This is a genomic window from Pseudomonas sp. H26/SER47-MNA-CIBAN-0231 (assembly GCF_040310465.1).
Lineage (GTDB): Bacteria > Pseudomonadota > Gammaproteobacteria > Pseudomonadales > Pseudomonadaceae > Aquipseudomonas > Aquipseudomonas atacamensis.
This window is the reverse complement of the sequence record NZ_JBEOPW010000004.1, coordinates 111,866-137,440: the sequence shown is the minus strand read 5'-3', so window position 1 is coordinate 137,440 and position 25,575 is coordinate 111,866. Positions and strand designations below refer to the sequence as shown.

The window sequence follows — 25,575 nt, the reverse complement described above, 5'->3', positions numbered from 1 at the left end:
ACCGCAGTGATGGTTTTGGGGCCGCTTCGCGGCCCAACGGGGATAAATCCCCTCGCCACAGGCACAAACAAGTGTTGTGGTTGACCCAAGGCATCTGTGATGAAATGCGACCCCACTCTTTATCGCGCTGCAGAGCCATCACTTGCCGTGAAGCCCCGTCTGATCCGTCATCTGTTCCTGCCGCCGCTGATCATCGCCCTGATGGTCGGACTGGGTTTCATCGGCTTCTGGACCAGTGAACACTTCGGCATCCGCAGCCTCGGCGAGAACGGTCAGCGTCAGCTGGAACTGCACGCCCGCGCGGTCGAAAGCGAGATCAGCAAATACACCTACCTGCCCAGTCTGCTGGAACTCGAAACCAGTGTGCCGCAGTTGCTGGCCGACCCGACCCCGGAGCACCGGCAGACGGTCAACGATTACCTCGAAGGCCTGAACCGCCGCAGCCGCAGCCGGGCCATCTACGTCATGGACACCACCGGCCGGGTCATGGCCACCAGCAACTGGCGCGATGTCGACAGTTACCTGGGTGAAGACCTGTCCTTCCGCGCCTATTTCAAAGACGCCGTGCGCGGCCAGCCCGGGCGCTTCTATGGCATCGGCAGCACCAATGGTGAACCCGGTTACTACCTCGCCCACGGCCTCGAAGAGCACGGCAAGATCATCGGTGTCGCGGTGGTCAAGGTGCGTCTGGAAGCCATGGAAGAGCGCTGGCAACGGGCGCGTCTGGAAGCGTTCGTCAGCGATGAGAACGGCATCATCATTCTCTCCAGCGATCCGGCGCGACGGCTGAAATCGGTGATCCCGCTCAGCGACGAGGTCAAGGAAAAACTCGCCCGCAGCCTGCAGTATTACTGGTTTCCACTCAACGAACTGCAACCGCTGGCCCGCGAGACACTGGCCGAAGGCGTGGAGAAACTGACCTTCCCGGCCAACAGCGAATTGCAGCCCGACGAAGACGACATCAGCTATCTGGCGCAAACCCGACTGCTGAGTGACACGCCGTGGAATTTCACCCTGCTCACGCCGTTGCAGGACCTGCGCCGTGAAGCGATCAACCAAGGCATTCTGGTGGCCGTTGCGTTTGCCCTGTTCGCCTTCCTGCTGATTGCCTGGAACGAGCGGCGCAAAGTCCTCGCCACCCGCCTCGCCGCCCGCGAAGCGTTGCAGGAAGCCAACAGCCAACTCGAACGTCGGATTACCGAACGCACCGCCGATCTGCGTGCCAGCAACGAACGCCTGAAGAGTCAGATCCGCGAGCGCCGCCAGGCCGAAGAGACGTTGCGCCGCGCTCAGGATGAACTGGTGCAGGCCGGCAAACTCGCCGCCATCGGCCAGATGTCGACCAGCATTGCCCATGAACTGAACCAGCCGCTGGCGGCGATGCGCACGCTGTCGGGCAACACCGTGCGCTTTCTCGAGCGCGGCCAGCTCGACGTCGCCAGCACCAACCTCAAGACCATCAACGACCTGATCGACCGCATGGGCCGGATCACCGCCAGCCTGCGTTCGTTTGCCCGGCGCGGCGACAACAAGGGTCAGGCCAGTCTCGGCAAAGCCGTCGACGCCGCCTTGCAAGTGCTCGGCGCGCGCGTGGAAAACACCGCGCTGCAGATTCACCGGCAGTTTGCCGATGTGCAATTGCTGATCGATCAGACCCGCCTCGAACAGATCCTCGTCAACCTGATCGGCAACGCCCTCGACGCCATGCACGCGCAACCGCAGCCGCAGCTGTGGCTGGAGGGTGAAGAATTCAACGGCAAGTATCGCTTGCGGGTGCGCGACAATGGCCACGGCATCGACGCCGAAGCGCGCAAGCATCTGTTCGAACCGTTCTTCACCACCAAGCCCGGCGAGCAAGGCCTGGGACTGGGCCTGACCCTGTCCGCCAGCCTCGCCGCCGCTACCGGCGGGCACCTGGGTGTCGAACACCCGGCCGGCGGTGGCACCACTTTCGTCCTCAGTTTACCGTTGGTAAGCCCTACTCCTGCCGAGCCAATATGAACCACGAACTCAGTGTGTTGATTGTCGAAGACGACCCCCATGTGCTGCTCGGCTGCCAACAGGCGCTGACCCTCGAAGACATTCCGTGCATCGGCGTCGGCAGTGCCGAAGAAGCGCTAGCGCAGGTCGGCGACAACTTTGCCGGCATCGTCATCAGCGACATCCGCCTGCCGGGCATCGATGGCCTGGAATTGCTCACCCGCCTCAAGCAGCGTGATCGCAGCCTGCCGGTGGTGCTGATCACCGGCCACGGCGACATTTCCATGGCTGTCGGCGCGATGCAGAAAGGCGCTTACGACTTCATGGAAAAACCGTTTTCGCCGGAGCGTCTGGTAGACGTCGCGCGACGGGCGCTGGAGCAACGCAGCCTCGCCCGCGAGGTTTCCTCGTTGCGTCGGCAACTGGCTGAACGCGACTCCCTTGAAGGGCGGATCATCGGCCGTTCACCAGCGATGCAGAACCTGCGCGAACTGATCGCCAACGTCGCCGACACTTCGGCCAACGTCTTGATCGAAGGCGAGACCGGCACCGGCAAGGAACTGGTCGCTCGTTGCCTGCACGATTTCAGTCGGCGCCACAGCAAACAGTTCGTCGCGCTGAACTGCGGCGGCCTGCCGGAAAACCTTTTTGAAAGCGAGATCTTCGGCCACGAAGCCAACGCCTTCACCGGCGCCGGCAAACGCCGCATCGGCAAGATCGAGCACGCCGACGGCGGCACGCTGTTCCTCGATGAAGTGGAAAGCATGCCGCTGCCGTTGCAGATCAAGTTGCTGCGCGTATTGCAGGAACGCACCCTCGAACGTCTCGGCTCGAACCAGAGCGTGGCAGTGGATTGCCGGGTGATTGCGGCGACCAAATCCGACCTTGATGAGTCGAGCAAGGCCGGGGAATTTCGCAGCGACTTGTACTACCGCCTCAACGTCGTGACCTTGGAATTGCCGCCGCTGCGCGAACGCCGTGAAGACATCCTGCAACTGTTCGAACACTTCACCCAGCAGTCGGCGCTGCGCTTTGATCGCGCACTGCCGGAACTGGACAACCAGACCCTGTCGAACCTGATGAGCCATGATTGGCCGGGCAATGTGCGCGAACTGCGCAACGTCGCCGAACGCTTCGCCCTCGGCCTGCCGGCTTTCAAGAAATCCGGGGCCAGCGCCGGCCAGGGCCTGGCGTTTGCCGAAGCGGTGGAAGCGTTCGAGCGCAATCTGCTGGTCGACGCCTTGCAACGCAGCGGCGGCAACCTGACCCAGGCCAGCCAGGAACTGGGCATGGCCAAGACCACGCTGTTCGACAAAGTCAAAAAGTACGGGCTGAGCCACTGATGGATCTGATTCTCAAAGCCGCCATCGGCGCCGCAGTGGTGCTGATCCTCGCGGCACTGTCCAAGACCAGGAACTATTACATCGCCGGCCTGGTGCCGCTGTTCCCGACCTTTGCCCTGATCGCGCATTACATCGTCGGCAAGGGCCGTTCGGTCGACGATCTGAAGACCACAATCGTGTTCGGCATGTGGTCGATCATTCCCTACTTCGTCTATCTGGCGACGTTGTATGTGATGGTCGACCGCATGCGCCTGGAAGCGTCACTGGCGGTGGCGGCGGTGGCCTGGTTGATAGCGGCGACGGTGCTGGTCAGCGTGTGGGTCAGGCTGCATGCCTGAACCCACGCGCATCTGCCTCTAGCGACCGTAGACTCGGGCCAGTTGCGCGGACGACAAGGCATCCTCGAACGGCACCGGCACTGACTTCACCGCACCGTAGAGATTGCGGTAGCGCCAGTAGTTGCCGTTCTGCGCCAGCTGATAACCGCGCTCGACCACGCGCTGGCCGTCGAGCACGTAACGCAGGGTTTCCTGAGCGGCGGGCGGTGGCGTAGGTTGCATCAGGTCGGCGCTCAATACGCGCATGGATTCATCAATGCATTCATCCAGCACCGCGGTGACCTTGGCCAGGTCAAGGGCGCCGTCATCGATGCATTGCTTGCCGCAACGACGGATCGGCTGACTGGCCACTTCGATGCGCATGCGGTACAGCGGCGAGCCGGCGATATCCTGCAATTGCACCTGATTGACCAGCACGAAACTTCCGCGATCGGGCGTCAGCATCAGCTTCGGTTCGATCAGCAACCGTGCCGTGACCGCACCTGCCCCCTGCTTGAATCCGGAGACTTGCGACGCCGCCTGAAAACGCTGTTGCAAGCGCTCCTGCAACGGCACGCCAGCAAGCAGGTCGGCCAGCGGCCGCGATTCGTTCAGCGCGGCTTTTTCGGCATCGCGCTGCAACGTACCGGAACCCATTTGCGTGTTGATCAGGCTGGCTACCAGAATCCCCGCCAGCCCGGCGCCCGCGCCGGAGCTCGATACCAGCGTGTAACTGGAATTGGCCGCGTTCACTGCCGCCTTGCTGTCGATCACCGTGCTGGCGCCGACGAATTCCGCCGGCAGTTGCACGTCGACCTTGAGCCCGTGAGCCTGCACATAGCTCATGGCGGCCTGATCCTTGAAACCGGCCTCGGGTGCCGGTTTCTGCGCACAGCCAGGCAACGCCAGCAGCGAGATCGCCGCGAGGGTCAGCGCCAGACGTTTCATTGCGCGAACGGGGCGATCATTTGCTGCCGGCTGTTATCCATCGCCTGATAAAACGCGTTGGACAGGTTGGTGTAGGACGGCTCGTCCCACTCGCCTTGCGCGGCTTGCACAGCGGCGAATGGCTGGTACCACAAGAGTTTGTTGTCCGACAGATCGATCACCATGCCCTGGCCGCCGACCTGGGCCATCGGCACGCTGGTGGGCACGATGCTGTAGTAGCTGCGGGTGGCACCGGTGGCATAAATCGACACCAGCAGCAGACGGTCGATGCCGTGGGCAGCTTTCATCGGCGACAGGTCCTTGGTCATGTAGCCCTCGCGGAAATCGACTTCCTTGAAGGTCTTCAGATCGACCTTTTCATCAATGCGCTTGGCCTTGTAGCCCTTGGCTTGCAGCTTGGCGACGATGGCGTCGGGCAGGGTTTCCAGGTCGCGCACCTGCCAGGTCTCGACATTGGCGCTGAGCTTGCTGTTGACGCCGGCATTGATGGCGTAATCGAGGATGCCCTGATTGCCGGTCAGCGCCAGCACCGGCGACGGTACGACGGTAATGGCCACACCGATGGTCGGCTCTTTGGCATCCCAGAACTGTTTGTCCAGGGCCACGGGCGGTTGCACATGGGCGCAGCCGGTGAGAGTCAGTACGGCGAGCAGAGCCAGCGCGGCCCATTGACGTGTAGCGCGAAAAATCATGGATCAAGTCCCTATGTCTGAAAACGTTCCTGCGCCTTATCGGCAACAACGCGGCAAACAATAGTGGCACATTGATATTTTTTTGGCGACAGGATGCTGGCACTGTTACAGCAGATTGTTCGGCGCCGCCGGATCGACCTGCGCCCAATGCGAAGTATCCTCGCGATGCGCCTGCAGATACGGCAGCACCGCCGCCAGCAACGGTTCCTTGAACGCCTCCTGAAAGCGATGCGCCAGCCCCGGAATCAGTTTCAACTGACTGCCCTGAATGTGCGCCGCCAGATGTACGCCGTGCATCACCGGGAGTAGCGGATCGGCAGTGCCATGCACCACCAGGGTCGGCACGCGCAGTTGATTGAGCAAAGCCACGCGACTGGGTTCGGCAAGTATCGCCATGATCTGCCGTTTGACGCCTTCGGGGTTGAACGCGCGGTCGTAGGACGCCGCCGCCTGTTGCAACAGCGCTTGGCGATCATCGGTTACCGCCGGGCTACCGAGTGCCGCGAGCAGATCGGCCTGTTGCTCCAGCGCCACTTCGCGGTTCGGCGCGCCCCGCCGCGAGAGCAACTGCACCAGCGCCGCACTCGGCGCCGGCAGGCCTTCAGCGCCGGAAGTGGTCATGATCAGCGTCAGGCTTTCCACCCGCTGCGGCGCCATCGCCGCCATGTGCTGGGCGATCATCCCGCCCATGCTCGCGCCGAGCACGTGGAATTGCTCAACCTTCAGCGCCGTCATCAAGCCCAGCGCATCCTCGGCCATGTCGGTCAGGCTGTACGGGGCCGAGACCGGCAGACCGAGCTTGTAACGCAGCACTTCGAAGGTCAGATTGGCCTCGATCGGTGCCTGCCGCCAGGTCGACAATCCGACGTCGCGGTTGTCATAGCGGATCACGCGGAAACCCTGCTGGCACAAAGCGACCACGACTTCGTCCGGCCAGTGGATCAACTGCCCACCCAGGCCCATGACCAGCAACAGCGCCGGGTCCGATGCACGACCGATACTTTGATAGGCAAGACTGACCTGCGCCAGCTCGGCGTGCTCGGTCGGCACGTTGACATCACAGCGCGCGGCTGCCAACGAGCCGGCCCCGAACAAAAGCGCGGCCAACGCGGCCGCGACTGAAAGAAATCTCTTGAACATGAAAAACACCAAAACGCAGCACCCCAGTAGAGCGCGAGTCTGATGAAGTTCGTGCGAGCGCGCTGCCACAGTTGCATGACAGTTTGATGAAGACTGCCGAGCGGTCCGCTGTCGATTGCATCGCCGGATCCTGGCCGGCAGATCGACAAAGATTGCTTCATGAGACAAACTCACCTTCCACGCATTCGTCACAAGTTTTCTTCATGGAGCCCGCCGGTGCTTGAAATCCGACATCTGAAAACCCTGCACGCCCTGCGCGAAGCCGACAGTCTTGTCGATGCCGCTGACCGCCTGCATCTGACGCAGTCAGCCTTGTCGCACCAGTTCAAAGAGCTGGAAGAGCGCATGGGCATGCAGTTGTTCGTGCGCAAGACCAAACCGGTGCGCTTCACCAGCGCCGGTCTGCGCCTGCTGCAACTGGCCGACGCCACTCTGCCGCTGTTGCGTGCTGCGGAACGGGACATTGGTCGGCTGGCCGGTGGCACCGCCGGGCGTCTGCACATGGCGATCGAATGCCACAGCTGCTTCCAGTGGCTGATGCCGACCATCGACCAGTTCCGCGATGCCTGGCCGGAAGTCGAGCTGGACCTGGCTTCGGGTTTCGCTTTCGCGCCGCTGCCGGCACTGGCCCGTGGCGATCTGGATCTGGTGGTGACCTCCGATCCGCTGGAAATTGCCGGCATCACTTACGTGCCGCTGTTCACCTACGAAGCCATGCTCGCGGTGGCCAACCAGCATGCGCTGGCGAGCAAGCCGTACATCGTTCCTGAAGACTTGTTGACGGAAACGCTGATCACCTACCCGGTCGAGCGCGATCGCCTGGACATCTTCACCCGCTTCCTCGAACCGGCCGACATCGAACCGGCGCAGGTGCGCACTTCCGAGCTGACGGTGATGATGATGCAACTGGTCGCCAGCGGCCGTGGCGTCTGCGGCATGCCGCACTGGGCGCTGCATGAATACAGCTCGCGCGGCTATGTGAAGGGCAAACGGTTGGGTGAAAAGGGCTTGTTCGCGACGCTGTACGCGGCGATTCGCACCGACATGCTCGACGCGCCGTATATGCGCGACTTCCTGCTGACCGCCAAGGACACTTCGTTTTCGACCCTCGATGGGGTCAGTGCCGTACGCTGATCTGCTGTGCAGGAGATGATCGTTCCCACGCTCTGCGTGGGAATGCCTCAACGGACGCTCTGCGTTCGGCTTTGGATGGGACGCAGAGCGTCCCGGGCTGCATTCCCACGCAGAGCGTGGGAACGATCAGTACAAGGATTGTCGTGGTGGGTCAGAGCTGGCGCCACATATGGATCTTGTCGAAGTAGTCTTCGCCCACCCGCACGGCGAGTGGTTCGAGGCCGTACTGAATGAAGCCGCAACGCTGGTACAACTGAAAAGCCGCGTCATTGCCGGCGGTGACAGTGAGCTGCAGCAGTTTCAGCGCCGGATGCTTTTGCGCTTCGGCCAATGCCGCCTGCACCAGATCAAAGCCCAGACCCCGGCGACGAAAATCCGCCGAGACATACATGCCGAACAGCGTGGCCTTGTGGCGCGCCTTCTCGCGCGGTTCGAACGCCAGGCCGACAATCCCGGCCAACGTCCCGGCATCGAATGCCCCCAGCACCACATCGAGCTTGCTGGTCAGGCGCCCTTCCCACCAACTCAACGGCATCACTGCGCGTTCGCGCACGCTGGAAGTGAAGGCCTGCGGATGCCGGTCATAGGCTTCAAGCATCAGTTCGCGGTAAGCCAGGGCGTGGCTGGCGTCCAGCCGTTCGATCCACATGTCAGGCGGTCCGGCGTTGTTCGAGCATCAGTTTTACGGCGAGGCCGCCGAGCACCAAGCACATGAAATAACGCTGCATCGCCAGCCACGTCGGGTTGCGCACAAACCACGAGGCGATGCCTGCGGCGAACAGTGCGATCAACAGATTGACGCTGAAGCTGACGCTGATCTGCGTGAGGCCGAGGACGATGCTTTGGGTGAACACCGAGCCGTGCTCAGGGCTGATGAATTGCGGAAACACCGACAGATAGAACACGGCGATTTTCGGGTTCAGTGCGCTGGTGAGAAAGCCCATGGTGATCAGCTTGCGCGTCGAGTCCGGCGGCAATTGCTGCGCTTCGAACGGCGAACGCGCGCCGGGTTTCACCGCTTGCCAGGCCAGCCACAGCAGGTACAGCGCACCGGCCCATTTCAACACTTCATAAGCCATCGGCACGGCGAGAAACACCGCCGTCAAACCCGCCGCCGCGGCGAACATATGCACGAAGAACCCGCCGACCACGCCAAGTAACGAAGTCACTCCGGCGCGGCGCCCTTGACAGATCGACCGCGAGATCAGATAGATCATGTTCGGCCCCGGCGTCAGCACCATCAGCAATGCGGCGGCGGCGAAGATCAGCAGGTCTTGCAACGGGATCATGGCAACGTCCTTTGCGGGAATGATCAGGCGAGTGCAATCAGTGAACGGCGATAAAACGGCAGGATGTGCTCGCGTGTCAATGGCGCCAGCTCGAGCGCCGGATCAGTGGCCGGATCGACCCAGATGACTTCCTCGATTTCCGCCGCCGGGCAGACGTCGCTATCGATGGTCAGTTGAAAGATTTCCGCATGGACAATGAAGCCCGGCTCGTTGGCGGCGGGGGCGGAAAAACTGTTGAGGAAAATCGCCTGCGCCGGGTCGATCTGCAGCCCGAGTTCTTCTTCCAGCTCACGGGCCAATGCGTGCACTGGCAACTCGTTGGCTTCGATCTTGCCGCCCGGTTGCATGAAAGCCGTGGTGCCGCGCTTGCGCACCAGCAGGGTCTGGCCTTGCGCGTTGAGCAACAGGGCTGCGGCGATATGAATGGTCGACATAAAGTAATCCCTTGGCGCAAAAGCGCCAAGGATCCCATGCCCGTCAGAGGGAAGCCAAGCCACGAAGCTCAGGTCGCTTCCTGAAAATCCAGTTCCGGCGGCTGACGGCGGAAACCACCCGTCAGCACGGCGAGATACACCACACCAATCGCCAGCCAGCTCAGCCCCAGCCACACCGCCAGATGATCAAGGCTGACCATCAGCCACAGGTCGGCGACCAGACCGATCAGCGGGCAGAGCAGAAACAGCAGCAACTCGCGCGGGCCTTTTTTCTCGCCGCCGATCCAGTAGTGGAAGATCACCGACAGGTTGACCAGGCTGAACGCCAGGAACGCGCCGAAGTTGATGAACGAGGTCGAGGTGGTGACGTCGAGTTTCAGCGCCAGCAACGCCACCGCCGCGCACAACAGAATGCTGTTGACCGGTGTGCCGAAGCGCGCATGCAAGGTGCCGAAAAATGACTTCGGCAAGACGCCGTCGCGGCCCATGGCGAACAGCAGTCGCGAACCACTGGCCTGGGCCGACAGCCCCGAGGCGAACTGGCCGACGATCAGGCCGATCAGGAAGATCGACACGAACAGGTCGCCACCGATGTTGCGCGCAATTTCATAGGCTGCCGAGTCGATGCTGTCGAACTGGAACGATGGATGAGCGATCTGCACGAAGTACGAAACGCCAACGAAGATCAGGCCGCCAATCAACGTGATCAGCATGATCGCCCGGGGTATGGTGCGGCGTGGATCGCGGGTCTCTTCGGTCAGGGTGCTGACTGCGTCAAAGCCAAGGAATGAATAGCAGGCAATCGCGGCGCCGCTCATGATCAGCGGCATCTGCATGTCGCCGTTGAAGAACGGTTTGATCGACCACAGCGGCGTGCTCGCGTCGCCGCCGATGTAGTGCACGCACAGCGCAACGAAGGCGATCAACACGAGGAACTGCACCAGCATCAGCAAGGCATTGATGCCGTTGGCCAGTTTCAGCCCGACGATGTTGATCGCACTGGTGATGCCGATGAACGCCAGCACCCAGATCCATTGCGGGATCGACGGAAATGCCGAAGCCAGATAAGCGGCGCCGATCAGCCAGATCGCCATCGGTAGAAACAGGTAATCGAGCAACACCGCCCAGCCGGCAATGAAACCGAGTTTCGGACTGATCGCCTTGCGCACGTAGCTGTAAGCCGAGCCGGCGACCGGGAAAGCGGCGGCCATGCGTCCGTAACTCATGGCGGTGAAGAACATTGCCACCAGCGCGGCCAGGTAGGCGGCCGGCACCATGCCGGCGGTGGACTGGGCGAGGATGCCGAAAGTGCCGAGGACAATGATCGGCGTCATGTAGGCGATGCCGAACAGCACCACCGACCCTAGCGAAAGGGTGCGTTGCAAACGAGCCATGGGCGACTTACTCCGAATGTTATTGGATTTATGGCAGAGCCGGGTTCGGCAAAAATTTCGGGTGTGGCTGATTATTTTTGTTCGACTGAAGATCGTTACCCCCTCACCCCAGCCCTCTCCCCCAAAGGGGGCGAGGGGGAAAGGGAGCCGATCTATGTGGACTTCAATATCTGAGTTCGACTCGGTATCTCAGGTCGATGTATCTCGAAACTACACCTCGGTCAGTCCCCTCTCCCTCCGGGAGAGGGCTAGGGTGAGGGCAGCGGTTATGGGTGTGGAATCAATAGCTCGCGAACACCGCAAGCCTGCTCCACCACCTCCCCCGGCAACTTCAAACGCTGATCATCCAGATAGCGGTAATCCTTGCGCGCGATCTCCAGTTGCGTGAAATCCAGCTCGACCCTGAACTGCCCTTCTTCGCGTCCGGCCTCGAACAGCAGCGCCCCCAGCGGATCGACCAGCGCACTGCCGCCGGCAAACACCAGGCCGTCATCCCCTGCATCAACGCGATTGACCATCAGCGCAAACGCCTGGTTTTCCTGGGCGCGGGCCATGATCGCGGTGCGGTGGGTCGGGCCGTACGGGTCCATGTTGCCGTTGGTGACGATGAGCAATTCCGCACCCAGTTGCGCCAGGGCGCGGGCGGTTTCCGGGAACTCGATGTCGTAGCAGATCAACAGGCCCACGCGCACGCCGTTCCACACGCAGGTGGCATAACGATCGCCGGCTTCGAACACGCCGCGATCCGAAGCCCACAGATGGGTCTTGCGGTATTTCAGGGCGATGCCTTCGGGGGTGATCAGCAGCGTGGTGTTGTAGTAGCGGCCGTTGTCGTTCTCGGCCATGCCGACCACCACGGCGATGTTGCGCTCACGCGCCGCCGCAAGCACGGCGCTGACGGTCGGGCCGTCGAGCGGTTCGGCGATCTGCGCCACGGTTTCGGCGTTGGGGAAGCCCATCAGGTGGGTTTCCGGGAACACGATCATCTGCGTGTCGGCCGCGCAGGCAGCAATCGCCGCCAGTGCGCGTTGCAGGTTGTAAGCCGTGTCGTTGTCACGGCCCGCCAGTTGGGCGAGTTCGACTTTCATGGTTATCCCTTGTTATGTGGCCCGGCCCGGAAAGATTGCCCGGTGCCTGTCTGTGGGCCAGTATGCGCAGCAAGCAACCGGCCAGGGAATCACGCGGCCGGGGTAACCCGATAGGGGTAGATCGATGACACTTTCGTTGAATGACATCACTTGGCACCGCGCCGTCGGGCAACTGATCGACGCGCTCGACAAGCCGAATTTCTGGGCGCAACTGGTGCGTCTGCTTGAGCAGTACGTGGCGTTCGATAGCTGGGTGGTGCTGCTGTTCAGCGCCGATCAGCATCCGCAAGTCTTCGCCGAATGCCCCGGCGAGGACGGCAGCCCGGACCCGTTGTTCCAGGATTACCTGCGCGGTTTGTATTTGCTCGATCCGTTCTACATCGCCTGCCGCGAGCAGTCGCGCACCGGCCTGTATCGCCTCTCGGAAGTCGCGCCGGAGCATTTCGAGCTGACCGAGTACTACCAGCGATACTTTCGTCTGAATGTGGTGGCCGACGAAATCCAGTTCAATTGCCAGCTCGAAGGCGAGCGCACGCTGTGCCTGTCGCTGGGCAGTGAAAAACGTTTCACTGGCGAACAGATCGCTTTGCTGTCTTTGATTCAACCATGGGTGCTGGGCCTGTTGCGCCAGCGCCTGCCGTACGAAATCAACGAAACCGTGGCCCTCGCCGCCGCACCTGCGCAGGCAGACTGGCGGGTGCAACTGGAAGCGTCGGTGCAACAGCTCAAGGGCGCCCAACTGACCGCGCGGGAACTGGACGTCGGGCGTTTGATGCTCAGCGGTTGTTCCAGTAAGGAAATCGCCCGCAAGCTGGAAATCTCCGTGGAAACCGTGAAAGTCCATAAGAAACACATGTACAGCAAGCTGGGGATCAAATCCCAGTCCGAGCTGTTTTCGATTTTTCTGCAGGCGCAGAACGCCTGAAACAATGTGACTAACGCTTTTTGTGGGAGCGAGCCTGCTCGCTCCCACAGAAATGCGTGCCGTTGCACAAAATTGAGTCCGAACCAAGGAAACCGTATGAGCCTGTCGCTGCTGAGCCGCTACGCCTTCTTTGCCGTCTGCGTGATTTTCACCCTCGCCAGCCTGCCCTTTCTCGAACATGACTGGCTGTGGCCGATCACCGCCATCACCGCGGTGCTGAGCCTGCTCGGCGTGTTCGACCTGTTGCAGACGCGCCATGCAGTGCGCCGCAATTATCCGATTCTGGGCAACATCCGTTATCTGGTCGAAGGTATCCGCCCGGAGATTCGCCAGTATCTGCTCGAATCCGACAGCGACGCCCTGCCCTTCTCCCGCGCCCAGCGTTCGCTGGTGTACTCGCGAGCGAAAAACGAAACCGCCGACAAACCGTTCGGCACACTGATCGACGTCTACCAGTCCGGCTTCGAATTCATCGGCCACTCGATGCGCCCGGCGCCGTTGAGCGACCCGAATGGTTTCCGCGTCACTGTCGGCGGGCCGCAGTGCACGCAGCCATATTCAGCGTCGATCTTCAATATCTCGGCGATGAGCTTCGGCTCGCTCAGCGCCAACGCCATTCGCGCGCTGAACCAGGGCGCGAAACTCGGCAACTTTGCCCACGACACCGGTGAAGGCAGCATCAGCCCGTATCACCGCGAACACGGCGGCGATCTGACCTGGGAGCTGGGCAGCGGCTACTTCGGCTGCCGCACCAGCGACGGCCGTTTCGACCCTGAGCGCTTCGCCGTGCAGGCGCAGAATCCGCAAGTGCGCATGATCGAAATCAAGATGAGCCAGGGCGCCAAACCCGGCCATGGCGGGATCTTGCCCAAGCACAAGGTCACCAGGGAGATTGCGGAAACACGCGGCATCCTGATGGGCGAGGACTGCGTCTCGCCGTCGCGCCACAGTGCGTTTTCCACGCCGATCGAGATGATGCAGTTCATCCAGCAACTGCGCGAACTGTCCGGTGGCAAACCAGTCGGCTTCAAATTTTGCCTCGGCCATCCGTGGGAGTTCATGGGCATTGCCAAGGCCATGCTGGAAACCGGCATCCTTCCGGACTTCATCGTCGTCGATGGCAAGGAAGGCGGCACTGGCGCAGCGCCTGTCGAGTTCACCGACCACATCGGCGTGCCGATGCGCGAAGGCCTGCTGTTCGTGCACAACACGCTGGTCGGCCTCAACCTGCGCGACAAGATCAAACTCGGCGCCAGCGGCAAGATCGTCAGCGCCTTCGACATCGCCAGCGTGCTGGCCATCGGCGCTGACTGGGCCAACTCGGCGCGCGGCTTCATGTTCGCCATCGGCTGCATCCAGTCACAGTCGTGCCACACCAACAAATGCCCGACCGGCGTCGCCACCCAGGACGCCCTGCGCCAACGCGCTCTGGTGGTGCCGGACAAGGCCCAGCGCGTCTACAACTTCCATCGCAGCACGCTCAAAGCACTGGCGGAAATGCTCGCGGCGGCCGGGCTTGAGCATCCGTCGCAACTATCGGCCAAGCATCTGGTACGACGCATGTCGGCGACCGAGATCAAACTGTTCTCGCAGTTGCACGTGTTTTTGAAACCGGGGGAATTGCTCACCGGTGAAGTGAATGGCGAGTTCTATTCGCGGATGTGGCAGATGGCGCGGGCGGACAGTTTTGAGCCGAGCGAGGTCGTCGCAGCTTAGAGAACAGACGGAACATCGTACCTATTCGGAACTCCGATTCTTGAATTCAGAAAAGCAATATCATGGTGGCTCAACTGAATGTCCCATGACACAGTACTTGAGAACGGCCGAATTCTTGAATTCGGCCGTATCTTTTAATTCGACCGAATACTTATTCGGATAGTTATTGATGTGTTCCCTATCCCATTGATCGGCGATCATAAAAAAACAGACCGGCGCCTTACCTGCAGCCATACCATCCTCAATAACATCAAGACCTGCCACGTCAATTGAAGCACCTAATAATTTAAAGTAGGTCGCATGGAGAGTATCCCAACGTCCATACACGGGAATATTTCCCCCTTCATTAATTATTTTGATAGCCGGAGACCTCAAGTCGTGTTCAATCCTTACACTTTCAGGCAAATCTGCTCCTTTTAAAAAATAGGAAACAGACACCAACGCAAGGAATGCGAGCAACACTACTCTTGCCCCACCCCCTCTTACTTGCTCGACACCACAAGCAATAAAAACCAGCAACACCGGAACAAAAACAATAATATTCTTCTCCGATAATACAGGGGTAAAAAAAATCGATTTCACGTATGCGACTGCGTAACTTATCAACCACCAACTCAAGAGTAGTGACAAGGGCAAGCGCTCCGCATCTTTTTTAATCAACGAGTTCAACCCGAATAATAGAAGCACAAGACTCAACAACGCCGCAGATAGATCACCGAAGGGCAACACCAATGATTCAACTGCAAATGTTCCAACAGGAACCTGAATCCAGGTATCTTTTCTTTCCATATTGATCAAAATATAGGGAATTATTGGAACAATTGACGCTAGGATAACAACGCCAGCTCCCGCACCGAGAAAAAAAACACGCTTTTTAAAACGCGGGCAAAATGAAAACCACATTAAAAACAAGGCCTGATTCATGACCAGCAGAAAACCAAAATAATGCGTATTGACCAAAGCCGCGCACGCCAGCGCGTAATATATTGCGCTTGAATAATTTTGCTTCCTGATCAAATCAAGCAGTAAAACAAAAGACACAACAGTTAAAAACACCAGCAACTCGTAAGATCGAGAATTTTGAGAGAACACAATCAAGTAAAAATTAATTGCCGACAAGAACGCAACAAACAACCCCACTGTCACATTGAACAATTTATACCCAAGAACGTACATGACTGGGATAACCGCAACACCCAAAACCATTGAAAAAACCCGCCCCACCCTTTCGTCATAACCGAAAATCTTATACGCAACCCAAAGCAATATTTGAAATAGTGGCGGATGTACGTCTTCGACCGTCCTATGAAAAACCGTTTCGAGACTATTTTCCGGATCGCTAGCCCACGCACTAAAAAGCTCATCCATCCACAGACTTTTATCAAAAATATTATAACTTCTAAGTATTGCACCAAGCGCAATACAAGATCCTAATAAAACATAAACTATTAAAGTATTCTTATTTGTCAGGATACGCATAGTCCCCTCTCGACATTCCGAACAACAGCCTTGTCCGGAATCAGACTTTTATTTGAATTAGTACAACCGTTCCCAACCCAACTGCTAACCACAACGTCACCAACCGCAACAAAACCGTCGCCGCAATCGCATCTGCCAATTCCACGCCACTCGACACCAGCAACCCCACCATTACTGCTTCGGTGCTACCGAGCCCACCCGGCATGAAACTCAACGCCCCCGCCAACATGGCCACCGCATAAATAAAGATCGCTAACGTCAGGCTCACGTCCGCGCCCATCGCCTGCAAAATCCAGTAAAACGCCAATGCTTCAAGCCCCCAGGCCAGCAGGCTCAATAGCGTTGCGCCCATGAGGCGACGAGGGGAATGACAGCGGCGCGACTGACGCAATACCTGAACGGCATGCCCCAGCAACCGCGAGAATCTGTCGTGCCGTTGCTCAGTGCGACGATCAATCGCGCTGGCAAGGCTTGGCGAAAACATCATCGATGCACCGCATGCCAGGAGGACGAGACTGGCAACGACCATCGACAACCATTCCGGATGCGCGCTCAAACCGAACAATGCCAGGCCCACCATCGCCAGCAGGTCCGCAAGCCGCTCACTGAACAGCGCGGCAAAGCTCTGTGCGTAAGGCACCTCCAAACGTTTGAGCAAAACACCGCGCAACGCCTCCCCGGCCTTGCCGGGAGTAGTCGTCAGGGCGAATCCGGCCAGGTAGATGTTCAAGCTCGGCCGCCAGGGCAACCGGTGACCCAGGGCAGACAGATAACCCTGCCAACGCAAAAAACGCAGACCGTATCCAAGCAAAATCACGCCGACGATTTGCCCGCACTGCCACCAACCTACTCGACTGACCGCCGCGCTCACCGCCGACCACCCACCCCACAGGGAAACAGCGAGATAAGCGAGGGCGGAGCAGATCACCGAGCCAATCAAAACGCGGTAACGCCACCCGGATAACATCAGCGTCTGATTCACAGGTTCAGCCTCTTGAACAGCGGCTGCGGCATCACCCGAATCAGCCACATGATCACCGCCCAAAAGCCGGGCACATACAGCACCGCCACCTGTCGATTGATCCCTCTGACTATTCGCCGGGCAACCGTATCCGGTTGCGCTACAAGCACGGAGGGCAGCGCCAACCCTCGCGTCATGGGCGTGTCGACTAACCCAGGCTTTATCGTGATCACATGCACACCCGCTTTGAACAAGCGTACCCGCAAGCCTTCGCAGAACGTGGAAACCGCCGCCTTTGCCGCGCCGTACAGGTAATTGGAAGGTCGTCCTCGATCCCCGGCAACCGATGAAATGACCGCCAGCGTGCCGTGCTGCTGGACAACCATGCGATTTGCCAACAGCGTCAACAGCGCGATCATTGAACTGCCGTTATTGGCGAACTGCTCCATGGCCTGTTCAACGTGTTGTTCGCACGCGTACTGATCTGGCAGCGAGCCATAGGCAATCAGACAGATATCCACCGTCTGCAACGTCGCCAGGCATTTCTCGTACATGACCGGATGTGCGGCGATATCACTGGCGTCCATGACGTACGTGGTCACGGCTCTGGCACCTCGAGCCTGCAGATCGATGCTGGTTTGCTGAAGCTTTTGCGCATCCCTGCCAACCAGGAACAATTCGCTGCGATCAGCCGCCCACAATCGTGCGCAAGCACAGGCAATCGCCGAGGTGGCGCCCACAATCAGTATTTTTTTCATCGAGTGACTCGCTGCCAGAAACGGGACATCAGGGTCGGATCGCGCATCGCTTCCAGTTGCTCCCAGGCGGGATAGGCCTGGCGAAAATCGCTACCGCTCATGTGAGCGTCCTTGGCTGGGTACAAACGACCGCCTGCTTCCCGCACGATGGCGTCGAGACGCGGCAGAAGTTTTTTCGGCAGATCTATGTCGTGTGGAAAGTCCAGCGCCAATGAAGTACCGGGCATAGGAAAGGAAAGCCATCCCGGCGAAGGAATGTCGCCACAACGCTTGAGCACCGCGAGGAAAGAGCCACTGCCGCTGCGCGCAATCGACTTGAGTAATTCGGCCAGTGCCACGGCTGCACCCGAGGCCGGCAATACGCACTGAAATTGCTGGAAACCTCTGCGTCCGTAGATACGATTCCAGTTTTCGATACGGTCCAGCGGATAGAAGAACGAGCTGTAGCCAACCTTTTGATGTTGTCCGTTCGTTGGCTGCCGTTTCCAGTAGTGATCGTTGAACAGTTTCAAGGTGAGCGAATTGATCAGCGATACCGGAGGGCGGATCGGGACAGACAGAGAACGTGGTGCAGCGATCTCAAGGGGCCCCGCCACGCAATGATCACCAGCCGTGAAGCATCCGCGCCCTAGCGCATTGCCCTTGGCCAGGCAATCAATCCACGCGACGCTGTATTCATGCTGCGCATCCATGTCGGCCGACAGGGCAAAAAAATCATCCAGACAGTCAAAACGCACCCGTGTGCTGTCGATCAGGCTCGACTGGATCTTGCGCAGACGAATGCGCACCCAGGTAATCACGCCCGTCAGGCCGAGCCCGCCGATGGTCGCAGCAAACCACTGAGGATTTTCCCGCCGCGAACAGACCATCGGCGATTGCACGGATCGGTGCAGTTCGAAACACACCAGCGAATGAGCAAACGTGCCGCAGCGATGGTGATTTTTCCCGTGGACGTCGTTGGCTACCGCCCCACCCAGCGTTACATGCCGCGTACCGGGCGTGACGGGCAAAAACCAGCCACGGGGAATGGCGAGTTGTAAAATCTCGCCCAGTGTCACGCCGGCTTCAGCGCAGATCTCACCCTTTTCCCAGTCGGCTTCGATGAAGCGGTTCAGAGGACGCAATTGCAGCACATGATCGCTTGCAGCCATGCAGCTATCGCCATAGCTGCGGCCATTGCCAAACGGCAAAGTTGTCCCGTGTGATTCGATCAACTGCTGCCACTGCGGTCTGATATCGGCTCGCCATTGGCAAGGATGACCAGTTTGTGCTGCAAAGGGGTAGTTGCCCCATGACGAAAGTAACAATGGTGTCACCTCCTATCCTTGGTAAAAAATCCAACGAATAATTTTTAGGTTACTGAACATAGATGAGCTCAAATTGACGACTCGGATATGCTTTGCGAAACACAGCCAATACAACCTTCAACTTGTCAGCGGATGCCGAGTCCACTGCATACAAAGAGACAGAACTCTCGGCTGAAGTTATATTCGGAACTGCCAATTTCAAAATAGCAACTTTCAGGAAGTTGGCAGGACGCCCGGCGAACCACTCTTCATAAATAAAAGCGTATTTGACATTATGCCGCTTCATCAGCCCCCCGATCCACAACGAGTCTTTTTGCTTACGTCTCAACAGTAAGGCCTCATAACTAGCCAGACCCGCGAGATCCAATATGTAATTGTCTGTCGCCAACGAAACAAGTCCCAGATCGTTAACCGCCACGGCTTCATTCAAACGACCGACAATCATTGACATCATATATTGCTGATTATAGATATTTGCGGATGCCCAAGGAGTGCTTAATGTTACGTAGACAAGCCCAGTGAACGCCACGGGCAAGCAGCTGAATACAAGCACCATCCCCCTCCCGACGAGTTGCGTGCTACAGATTGCGAGGATCAACATGGCGACGAATACCAGCCAGTAAATTTCATATCGCCCGTACCAACCCGACTTGCCGAATACCATATGAAGTAACGTAACGCTGAGCAGCAGCCATATCACCGATTTATTCCCAGCGAAAAACGCGCAAACCATCAATACCGTGTAGACCACCCACCCCCATTGGCCGTATTGCGTTAAAACATGCAGCCCCAATGACGCCATATCATTGATATCGCTTTTGGCAAGCACTGAAGAGGGTAACCAGCCCAGCCCCAGGCTGTTCAGGAAAAAACTGAAAGAGACCAGGGCGAGCAGTATTGCAATAGCGCAAAACAAAGGCTTTTTACGTTCAACATTGATCAATAGATAAATTAACGTCGGCAGCGAAACGGCCAGTCCCTCATAACGCACCAGTGGCAACAAAAAAATGGCGAAATACGTAAAGTTCGTTATTTTCTCTTCCTGCAAATACTCCCGCCGAACAATACTTGCAGCAATAAAAGCCGTCAGAGCGACCTGCAGGCTATGCTCCATGCCATTATAAACAAGACCATATAAATTAAATGAGCAAAATATGGCAAACGTGATCAACGCTGCGTATTTGCAACCGAGACTCTTTAGAAGATTGAATACCAACAAAAACGTCAAAAACGCAAACACTGCATTCAGCGCTAACGGCACATAAAAAAATACGCTGCCTAGATATGAAAAAGGCGCCAGTAGAAAGGGCCATATGATACTTGACGACGGCGCAGAGTATTCATGAAGATTTATTCCGTAATGGCCATTCCAGATATTTCTGGCCATCTTCATATGTATGTAGGGGTCATCCAGCGTATAAATCATAACCCCAGAGTTCATCACCAACGTCGACAACAACAACAAACCCGTCGGCACAAAAAAAACCAGTATCGCAATCCTCATATCCGAGGTATTGATGCGAGAGTTGCGGTAGAAATTTTCGACGTTCAGCTGACTCATATTCGAACTCCATTCGAAGCAAAAATCTGTCAAAAGACGCAGGTCCCGCCATAGCGCCTGCGATGGCAAGTCGAGTGGCTCATGCCGCCACCCAGAAAATCAGGCAGAACGCCGTTCCCATCACCAGACTCAAGCGATCACGCAGTGCGAAAACCACCGGATCCTCATTCATGCGGCCTCGATGCGTCAGGAGCCAGATACGGGTGATCCAGAGCAGCATCAGTGGGCAGGCAAACCAGAGCCATCGGGGAGATGCGTACAGCTGGGTAGTCACGCTGTCATGGATGTAAAGCGCCAACACCAGGACGGCGAGATAACCGGATGCGGCCCCCAAAGAGGAGAGCATTGCCAGGTCCGCAGGGAAGTAGTCGCGGCCGCCGGTCTTACCGGTGATGCCGCTGTGCAGCGCCAGCAACAGTTCGGCATAACGCTTGACCAGCGCGAGGCTCAAAAACATGAACATGGAAAAAGCCAGCATCCACCCCGTCAGGTCGAGGCCAAACGCGGCGCCACCGGCAATGATGCGCAAGGTATAAAGCAGCGCCAAGGCGATCACATCCAGTGCCATCAACCGCTTCAGCGCCAGCGAATACACCAGCGTCAAAATGTAATAACAGGCGAGCACGGCAACGAATGGATGAGGCAGCCACAACCAGGCACCGATGAACGAAGCTGACAACAGCAGGGGAAAAACCACCAGACCGGACTGGATAGATAACGATCCACTGGCGAAGGGTCGATTGCGTTTGGTCGGGTGCTTGCGGTCATCGTTCAGGTCGAGCAAGTCATTCAGGAGATAGACGCTCGATGCACACAAGCCGAAAAGTATGAAGGCCAGCATGCCGCGCCCCAACAGCAGCGGATTGGCCATTAGATGCGCCGCAAGAAGGGGAACGAAAATCAGCACATTCTTCATCCATTGATGAATGCGCAAGGCCTTGTACAAACTTCTGAAATACGTAACCCGAGATTGAACCACCTGAACTACATTATCCATGTGCCGGGTGGCGCGTTCGACGCCTGCTAAAGGGTTGACGATATAAGCACGTCTGGCCGAGCGCCAAATCGGCAAGTCGTCCAGCGAGTTACCGATGTAATCGAACCCTTTTTCCCCATATAACGTCACCAGCACATCACGCTTGTTCGTTCCGGAAAGGTTCTGCTCAAGGGTCGTACCCAGAACGTCATCAAAGAGCTTCAGGTGCTCGGCGATACGTACCGCCAATGTGTGATGACTGGCCGTGGCCAGAACAACTTTCCGACCGGCATTGCGCTGTTCCTCAATCATCCGGAGCGCGTCGGGATCATAGGGCAAAGTCGCGACATCGATGTCCGTCGCCATTGCCAGTCGATCTTTCAGATACGCCTTGCCATGCCAGAGCCAGGGTAAGAGTTTCAGGCAGTGCAATGGTTTGCTGCGGACAAAGGACATCACACATTCGAACAGCAGATCAGATTTGACGAGGGTCCCGTCCAGATCAACCACGAAGGGCATTGAAGTAGCGCAGGACGCTGACATCGGCAGTACGTCAGGCGGAGAGACGTTCATGCCCGTCGCCCTGGAAAAAGGACAAAGCGGAAAACGCAGTACCCTGAAACAATATTCACCAGCGAAAACGAAGCGACCGTCACAAGCCCGGACAAGCGCCAGACGTCCCCGATGACACCCACGCCATAACTGACGCCGCCCATCAGGCCGATGAACATCAGATAGGGAAATACCGGCGTTTCCCTTTCAAAGATATAAAGCATGTTCAGATAGAAAGAGAGCGCAGCAGCTACGCAGAACGCCGCAAAGTTGCTGGCCGCCTGACTCAGGGCGGCCGCCTGACAAAGCACGAAAAATATTTGCCAATGGATGAGCGCATCGGCCAGTCCGATAACGGTAGTTGCAGAGAATCCTTTCATGGTGGTTGCCAGCCGCTTCCAGAGGACGGACCTCCAAGCTAGGTCAGAGCTTGAAAACGGTCTACTGTCAGAAATTACAGGTCGAGGGCTGTATCCGACCAGCGGTCATCTTGTCGTACTCACGTGTCAATTGCTCATCGCGTGCGATTTCAATGCGTTCACCGTTAATCGCCGTGCCCATAAAACCAAAAGCCCCAATCTCTCGATCAGGGCTTCGTTGTTTACACACTTACGGTTCAAGAAACCGAACGCACCGAACCTTGCGACACTTGCGTCGGCTGCAACTTGAACACGTAAAACAACACCGTCAGCAACACCAGAAACGCCGGCCCGACATACAGTGCCACGCGGGTGTCGGGGAAGTACGCCATCAGCCCGACCACCAACACCAGAAACGCCAGTGCGAAGTACGAGCTGACCGGGTACAGCCACATCTTGTACTTGAGCCCGGCACGTTCGCTGGCGCTCAGGCCTTGGCGGAATTTCAGCTGGGCGAGGAGGATCATCACCCAGGTCCAGATCGCACCGAAGGTGGCAATCGAGGTGACCCAGACGAAGACTTTTTCCGGCACCAGATAGTTGAGCACTACACCCAACAGCAACACCGCAATCGACAGCAACAACGCGCGGCGTGGCACGCCGTTGTTCGAGGTCTTGGCGAAACCGGCCGGGGCCTGGCCGTTCTGCGCCAGGCTGTAGAGCATGCGCCCGGTGCTGAAGATGCCGCCGTTGCACGACGACAGCGCCGCCGTAATCACCACGAAGTTGATGATACCGGCGGCGGTCTTGATGCCCAGCCGCTCGAAGGTCATCACAAACGGGCTGCCCTGGGTGCCGATTTCGTTCCACGGGTAGATCGACAGAATCACGAACAGCGCACCGACGTAGAACAGCAGAATCCGCCAGAACACCGAGCCGATCGCGTCAGGAATGGTCTTTTGCGGGTTCTTAGCTTCACCGGCGGTCAGGCCGATCATCTCGACACCGAGGTAGGCGAACATGACCATCTGCAGCGACATCAGCACACCGGTCACGCCGTTGGGCATGAAACCGCCGTGGGCCCACAAGTTGGAAATGCCCAGCGCCACGCCGTCATTGCCGAAACCGAAGGCGATGATGCCGACGCCGCCGATGACCATGGCAATGATGGTGACAATCTTGATCAGAGCGAACCAGAATTCGAACTCGCCGAAGGCTTTCACCGCGATCAGGTTGATCGAGCCCATGCTGATCAACGCCGCCAGGGCCCAGATCCAACGCGGCACATCCGGGAACCAGATACCCATGTACACCGCCACCGCAGTGATTTCCGCGACGCAGGTCACCAGCCACAGAAACCAGTAATTCCAACCGGTGAGAAAGCCTGCCAGCGGACCGAGATAGTCCTGCGCGTAGCGGCTGAACGAACCGGCCACCGGGTTATGCACGGCCATTTCGCCAAGGGCGCGCATGATCACCAGGATCGCCAGACCGCCAAGGATGTAGGAAAGCATGATCGCCGGACCGGCCATCTGGATGGCTTTGGCCGAGCCGAGAAACAGGCCGACGCCGATACAGGCACCGAGCGCCATCAGGCGGATATGCCGTTCGCCGAGTTCTCGTTTGAGCGGACCGCCCGAAGCGGTGTCGCCGTGCGGCAGAGGATTGCCAACTGGCATAGGGGTACAACCTCGTCTTGTTATTGGATATGACCACCGGGTTTCGAAGCGTCGGCCGATAGGCCTTGGCTGGGCAGGAAACCGCGTCGGCTTCGTGGGCAGACGCGTCTTGCAGGGCGGGCCTGAAAGATCAGCGGGGCGTGCAGTATAAAAAGCTCAGGGCAGGATTTTTCACTCTAAAAGTCACAACATTCAGCGACAACTCTCGGCAATAGTGGGTTCTGCGGAGAGGCATTACCTGCATTACGTAGGAAAAGTCGCCACTGAAAAAGCCGCGAAGTATTGCACAGCGATGGTGCAGCGTCATGTTTCAGCCCTGGGGCATTTGATCCGCTGTGTGATGTCTTGCCTCGCTTGATCACGGATAAATCGCCCGACGGATTCAGAAATTTCGCTCAACAGTTGCAGCGCCGAGCGGGGCGGCCAACCACTAACCTTTGAAAAAGCCAGGAGCACATGCAAGGAAGCTCACATGCCAGTCCGTCCCAACTCCCACCGTCTGCGCCAAGGTCGTTTCTCGGAAAACGGTCGTGCCTACTTCATCACCTCAGTCATCCACGAACGCCAGCCCGTATTTGCAGATTGGCAGACCGGCCGATTACTGGTTGCAGAACTGCGCCGGGCTCATGAGCAAGGAGTCGCGCAGTCCATCGCCTGGGTTGTCATGCCTGACCACTTTCATTGGCTGATGCAATTGCAACGCGGCTCACTTGGCGAAGTCATCGGCGGTGTAAAGGCTCGCTGTACGCATGCGGTTAACAGAAAAACCGGACGTCACGGACCGCTGTGGCAAACCGGCTACCATGACCGAGCGATCCGTGACGGCGAGGACCTGGAGCCCATCGCCCGCTATATCATCAATAATCCCTTGCGAGCCGGGCTGGTCGATAACCTCGGTGACTACCCGCTTTGGGATGCCTGGTGGCTCTGAGCACAATAGTTCTATGGAATAGGTGGATTTCTTCCTCACACAGACAACATCCTGGGATATGAACAGCCTCGCCACAGGGAGTCCATTGCTCACACAGACACATCATGGGGATGTGAACAGCATCCTTGTGGCGAGGGGATTTATCCCCGCTCGGCTGCGAAGCAGGCGCACCTTGCTGACACGCGGTGGGCTTGTAGAAACTGTGGTGGCAGGTTTTGGGGCTGCTTTGCGGCCCAGCGGGGATGAATCCCCTCGCCACAGGGAGTTCCTGCATGACTGAATAAATCTGCTAGCCACAAGGAGTCCATTGCTCGCACAGACACATCATGGGGATGTGAACAGCCTCTTTGTGATGAGGGGATTTATCCCCGCTCGGCTGCGAAGCAGGCGCAATTTCCTCACATGCGGTGGGCCTGTAGAAACTGTGGTGGCAGGTTTTGGGGCTGCTTCGCAGCCCCGCGGGGATGAATCCCCTCACCACAGGGAATCCCTGCATGACTGATAAATCTGCTAGCCACAGGAATCTTTTCCTTACACAGACATATCCCGGGATGTGAACAGCCTCTTTGTGATGAGGGGATTTATCCCCGCTCGGCTGCGAAGCAGGCGCAA

The 25,575-nt window shown here is 58.1% G+C and carries 23 protein-coding genes; 7 read left to right on the top strand and 16 right to left on the bottom strand.

Features of this window, described 5'->3' with window-relative positions; all coding sequences use genetic code 11:
* The first annotated feature begins 99 nt into the window (after window positions 1-99).
* From aauS to AAEZ10_RS08120, 3 genes are read left to right on the top strand one after another with little or no spacing between them, the layout of a single operon-like run.
* A complete protein-coding gene (aauS, locus tag AAEZ10_RS08130; protein ID WP_073473185.1) occupies window positions 100-2,001 on the top strand; it encodes a two-component sensor histidine kinase AauS in 1,902 nt (633 codons plus the stop codon).
* A complete protein-coding gene (gene aauR, locus AAEZ10_RS08125; RefSeq protein WP_016773388.1) occupies window positions 1,998-3,323 on the top strand; it encodes a two-component response regulator AauR in 1,326 nt (441 codons plus the stop codon). Before aauS ends, aauR begins: the two co-directional genes overlap by 4 nt.
* An 8-nt stretch (window positions 3,324-3,331) precedes the next feature.
* Window positions 3,332-3,661 carry a GlpM family protein gene (locus AAEZ10_RS08120; protein WP_172834034.1) on the top strand — a complete coding sequence of 110 codons (330 nt, stop codon included), beginning with the start codon at window positions 3,332-3,334 and terminating at the stop codon, window positions 3,659-3,661.
* Between the two features lie 18 nt (window positions 3,662-3,679).
* On the opposite strand, the gene AAEZ10_RS08115 is transcribed toward AAEZ10_RS08120, so the two are convergent.
* The 3 genes from AAEZ10_RS08115 to AAEZ10_RS08105 form a co-directional block, all read right to left on the bottom strand.
* Window positions 3,680-4,588, bottom strand: a complete 909-nt coding sequence (locus AAEZ10_RS08115) for a hypothetical protein (protein ID WP_122507766.1) — start codon at window positions 4,586-4,588, stop codon at window positions 3,680-3,682.
* A complete protein-coding gene (locus AAEZ10_RS08110; protein ID WP_024014168.1) occupies window positions 4,585-5,280 on the bottom strand; it encodes a hypothetical protein in 696 nt (231 codons plus the stop codon). Before AAEZ10_RS08110 ends, AAEZ10_RS08115 begins: the two co-directional genes overlap by 4 nt.
* Before the next feature lie 105 nt (window positions 5,281-5,385).
* A complete protein-coding gene (locus AAEZ10_RS08105) occupies window positions 5,386-6,420 on the bottom strand; it encodes an alpha/beta fold hydrolase (protein ID WP_151552056.1) in 1,035 nt (344 codons plus the stop codon).
* 216 nt (window positions 6,421-6,636) lie between these two features.
* Between AAEZ10_RS08105 and metR the strand changes: the two genes are divergently transcribed.
* A complete protein-coding gene (gene metR / locus AAEZ10_RS08100; RefSeq protein ID WP_016773382.1) occupies window positions 6,637-7,554 on the top strand; it encodes a transcriptional regulator MetR in 918 nt (305 codons plus the stop codon).
* A 151-nt stretch (window positions 7,555-7,705) separates the two neighbouring features.
* Here the strand turns inward: metR and AAEZ10_RS08095 are convergent, their stop codons facing one another.
* The 5 genes from AAEZ10_RS08095 to AAEZ10_RS08075 form a co-directional block, all read right to left on the bottom strand.
* The gene (locus tag AAEZ10_RS08095; protein ID WP_071173446.1) at window positions 7,706-8,203 is read right to left on the bottom strand and encodes a GNAT family N-acetyltransferase; all 498 of its coding nucleotides are present in this window, start codon (window positions 8,201-8,203) and stop codon (window positions 7,706-7,708) included.
* Window position 8,204: 1 nt separating this feature from the next.
* Complete coding sequence (locus AAEZ10_RS08090) at window positions 8,205-8,843, bottom strand: LysE family translocator (protein ID WP_350568718.1); 639 nt, start codon at window positions 8,841-8,843, stop codon at window positions 8,205-8,207.
* A 23-nt stretch (window positions 8,844-8,866) separates the two neighbouring features.
* Window positions 8,867-9,277, bottom strand: coding sequence for an NUDIX hydrolase (locus tag AAEZ10_RS08085; protein WP_073473193.1), 411 nt, complete (start codon window positions 9,275-9,277; stop codon window positions 8,867-8,869).
* Between the two features lie 68 nt (window positions 9,278-9,345).
* A complete protein-coding gene (locus AAEZ10_RS08080) occupies window positions 9,346-10,671 on the bottom strand; it encodes an APC family permease (protein WP_122706532.1) in 1,326 nt (441 codons plus the stop codon).
* Window positions 10,672-10,937: 266 nt separating this feature from the next.
* Window positions 10,938-11,759, bottom strand: a complete 822-nt coding sequence (locus AAEZ10_RS08075) for a carbon-nitrogen hydrolase family protein (RefSeq protein ID WP_350568715.1) — start codon at window positions 11,757-11,759, stop codon at window positions 10,938-10,940.
* A 124-nt stretch (window positions 11,760-11,883) separates the two neighbouring features.
* Between AAEZ10_RS08075 and AAEZ10_RS08070 the strand changes: the two genes are divergently transcribed.
* Both AAEZ10_RS08070 and AAEZ10_RS08065 read left to right on the top strand, forming a co-directional pair.
* On the top strand, window positions 11,884-12,684 hold the full coding sequence (locus tag AAEZ10_RS08070; RefSeq protein ID WP_024014176.1) for a helix-turn-helix transcriptional regulator: 801 nt from the start codon (window positions 11,884-11,886) through the stop codon (window positions 12,682-12,684).
* 96 nt (window positions 12,685-12,780) lie between these two features.
* Window positions 12,781-14,400 (top strand): FMN-binding glutamate synthase family protein, encoded by a 1,620-nt coding sequence (locus AAEZ10_RS08065; protein ID WP_350568713.1) that lies wholly within the window; start codon window positions 12,781-12,783, stop codon window positions 14,398-14,400.
* Window positions 14,401-14,460: 60 nt separating this feature from the next.
* Here AAEZ10_RS08065 and AAEZ10_RS08060 read toward each other — a convergent pair whose 3' ends face one another.
* From AAEZ10_RS08060 to AAEZ10_RS08025, 8 genes are all read right to left on the bottom strand, one after another.
* A complete protein-coding gene (locus tag AAEZ10_RS08060; protein ID WP_350568711.1) occupies window positions 14,461-15,879 on the bottom strand; it encodes a glycosyltransferase family 39 protein in 1,419 nt (472 codons plus the stop codon).
* 40 nt (window positions 15,880-15,919) lie between these two features.
* A complete protein-coding gene (locus AAEZ10_RS08055) occupies window positions 15,920-16,861 on the bottom strand; it encodes a lysylphosphatidylglycerol synthase transmembrane domain-containing protein (RefSeq protein WP_073473206.1) in 942 nt (313 codons plus the stop codon).
* On the bottom strand, window positions 16,858-17,598 hold the full coding sequence (locus tag AAEZ10_RS08050; protein WP_073473209.1) for an SDR family oxidoreductase: 741 nt from the start codon (window positions 17,596-17,598) through the stop codon (window positions 16,858-16,860). Before AAEZ10_RS08050 ends, AAEZ10_RS08055 begins: the two co-directional genes overlap by 4 nt.
* Window positions 17,595-18,914: an FAD-binding protein gene (locus AAEZ10_RS08045; RefSeq protein ID WP_350568708.1), complete on the bottom strand. Its 1,320-nt coding sequence runs from the start codon at window positions 18,912-18,914 to the stop codon at window positions 17,595-17,597. Before AAEZ10_RS08045 ends, AAEZ10_RS08050 begins: the two co-directional genes overlap by 4 nt.
* Window positions 18,915-18,954: 40 nt before the next feature.
* Window positions 18,955-20,466, bottom strand: a complete 1,512-nt coding sequence (locus AAEZ10_RS08040) for a DUF8728 domain-containing protein (RefSeq protein ID WP_350568706.1) — start codon at window positions 20,464-20,466, stop codon at window positions 18,955-18,957.
* 79 nt (window positions 20,467-20,545) lie between these two features.
* Window positions 20,546-22,015: a UbiA family prenyltransferase gene (locus AAEZ10_RS08035; RefSeq protein WP_350568704.1), complete on the bottom strand. Its 1,470-nt coding sequence runs from the start codon at window positions 22,013-22,015 to the stop codon at window positions 20,546-20,548.
* On the bottom strand, window positions 22,012-22,374 hold the full coding sequence (locus AAEZ10_RS08030) for a GtrA family protein (RefSeq protein WP_110646217.1): 363 nt from the start codon (window positions 22,372-22,374) through the stop codon (window positions 22,012-22,014). Before AAEZ10_RS08030 ends, AAEZ10_RS08035 begins: the two co-directional genes overlap by 4 nt.
* A 236-nt stretch (window positions 22,375-22,610) precedes the next feature.
* Window positions 22,611-24,032 (bottom strand): amino acid permease, encoded by a 1,422-nt coding sequence (locus AAEZ10_RS08025; protein WP_071173458.1) that lies wholly within the window; start codon window positions 24,030-24,032, stop codon window positions 22,611-22,613.
* Between the two features lie 472 nt (window positions 24,033-24,504).
* Between AAEZ10_RS08025 and AAEZ10_RS08020 the strand changes: the two genes are divergently transcribed.
* The gene (locus AAEZ10_RS08020; protein ID WP_071173459.1) at window positions 24,505-24,963 is read left to right on the top strand and encodes an REP-associated tyrosine transposase; all 459 of its coding nucleotides are present in this window, start codon (window positions 24,505-24,507) and stop codon (window positions 24,961-24,963) included.
* Window positions 24,964-25,575 lie beyond the last annotated feature (612 nt).

What these genes read in the sequence shown, in the direction of transcription:
- aauS (WP_073473185.1), top strand. Translation starts at nt 100, where the DNA reads ATGAAATGCGACCCCACTCTTTATCGCGCTGCAGAGCCATCACTTGCC.
- aauR (WP_016773388.1), top strand. Translation starts at nt 1,998, where the DNA reads ATGAACCACGAACTCAGTGTGTTGATTGTCGAAGACGACCCCCATGTG.
- AAEZ10_RS08115 (WP_122507766.1), bottom strand. Translation starts at nt 4,588, where the DNA reads ATGAAACGTCTGGCGCTGACCCTCGCGGCGATCTCGCTGCTGGCGTTG.
- AAEZ10_RS08110 (WP_024014168.1), bottom strand. Translation starts at nt 5,280, where the DNA reads ATGATTTTTCGCGCTACACGTCAATGGGCCGCGCTGGCTCTGCTCGCC.
- AAEZ10_RS08105 (WP_151552056.1), bottom strand. Translation starts at nt 6,420, where the DNA reads ATGTTCAAGAGATTTCTTTCAGTCGCGGCCGCGTTGGCCGCGCTTTTG.
- AAEZ10_RS08095 (WP_071173446.1), bottom strand. Translation starts at nt 8,203, where the DNA reads ATGTGGATCGAACGGCTGGACGCCAGCCACGCCCTGGCTTACCGCGAA.
- AAEZ10_RS08090 (WP_350568718.1), bottom strand. Translation starts at nt 8,843, where the DNA reads ATGATCCCGTTGCAAGACCTGCTGATCTTCGCCGCCGCCGCATTGCTG.
- AAEZ10_RS08085 (WP_073473193.1), bottom strand. Translation starts at nt 9,277, where the DNA reads ATGTCGACCATTCATATCGCCGCAGCCCTGTTGCTCAACGCGCAAGGC.
- AAEZ10_RS08080 (WP_122706532.1), bottom strand. Translation starts at nt 10,671, where the DNA reads ATGGCTCGTTTGCAACGCACCCTTTCGCTAGGGTCGGTGGTGCTGTTC.
- AAEZ10_RS08075 (WP_350568715.1), bottom strand. Translation starts at nt 11,759, where the DNA reads ATGAAAGTCGAACTCGCCCAACTGGCGGGCCGTGACAACGACACGGCT.
- AAEZ10_RS08070 (WP_024014176.1), top strand. Translation starts at nt 11,884, where the DNA reads ATGACACTTTCGTTGAATGACATCACTTGGCACCGCGCCGTCGGGCAA.
- AAEZ10_RS08065 (WP_350568713.1), top strand. Translation starts at nt 12,781, where the DNA reads ATGAGCCTGTCGCTGCTGAGCCGCTACGCCTTCTTTGCCGTCTGCGTG.
- AAEZ10_RS08060 (WP_350568711.1), bottom strand. Translation starts at nt 15,879, where the DNA reads ATGCGTATCCTGACAAATAAGAATACTTTAATAGTTTATGTTTTATTA.
- AAEZ10_RS08050 (WP_073473209.1), bottom strand. Translation starts at nt 17,598, where the DNA reads ATGAAAAAAATACTGATTGTGGGCGCCACCTCGGCGATTGCCTGTGCT.
- AAEZ10_RS08040 (WP_350568706.1), bottom strand. Translation starts at nt 20,466, where the DNA reads ATGAGTCAGCTGAACGTCGAAAATTTCTACCGCAACTCTCGCATCAAT.
- AAEZ10_RS08035 (WP_350568704.1), bottom strand. Translation starts at nt 22,015, where the DNA reads ATGAACGTCTCTCCGCCTGACGTACTGCCGATGTCAGCGTCCTGCGCT.
- AAEZ10_RS08030 (WP_110646217.1), bottom strand. Translation starts at nt 22,374, where the DNA reads ATGAAAGGATTCTCTGCAACTACCGTTATCGGACTGGCCGATGCGCTC.
- AAEZ10_RS08025 (WP_071173458.1), bottom strand. Translation starts at nt 24,032, where the DNA reads ATGCCAGTTGGCAATCCTCTGCCGCACGGCGACACCGCTTCGGGCGGT.
- AAEZ10_RS08020 (WP_071173459.1), top strand. Translation starts at nt 24,505, where the DNA reads ATGCCAGTCCGTCCCAACTCCCACCGTCTGCGCCAAGGTCGTTTCTCG.